The following is a 278-nucleotide window of genomic DNA, read 5'->3' as shown; positions in this document are numbered from 1 at the left end:
AGCAGGCGCTTCATATCGGTCTGCATAAAGGCTAGCCATGCGCCATAAAAGATACCAATCGTACCCAAGGTCATGGCTATTGGCGCAAAATCTTGTGATGCGGCTGGGAACAGTGGTAAGACAAAACGAATCAAACCATAAGCGGCGGTCTTGATCAGTACCCCTGCCAAATCCACTGAACCGGCGGTTGGTGCCTGCGCATGGGCGTCAGGTAGCCAGCCGTGAAAGGGAACAATCGGTAGCTTGACCGCAAAGCCAATAAAGAAGCATAGCATGAT

At 51.4% G+C, this 278-nt stretch carries 1 protein-coding gene; it reads right to left on the bottom strand.

Features of this window, described 5'->3' with window-relative positions; genetic code table 11:
* A partial coding sequence (locus AAEZ09_RS28140) for a proton-conducting transporter transmembrane domain-containing protein (protein ID WP_350601622.1) occupies positions 1-278 on the bottom strand: 278 nt, incomplete at both ends.

It is taken from the genome of Pseudomonas sp. 65/3-MNA-CIBAN-0223 (assembly GCF_040310425.1).
Taxonomy (GTDB): domain Bacteria; phylum Pseudomonadota; class Gammaproteobacteria; order Pseudomonadales; family Pseudomonadaceae; genus Aquipseudomonas; species Aquipseudomonas gregormendelii.
The sequence above is the reverse complement of the archived record's forward strand: the minus strand, read 5'-3'. Positions and strand labels throughout refer to the sequence as shown.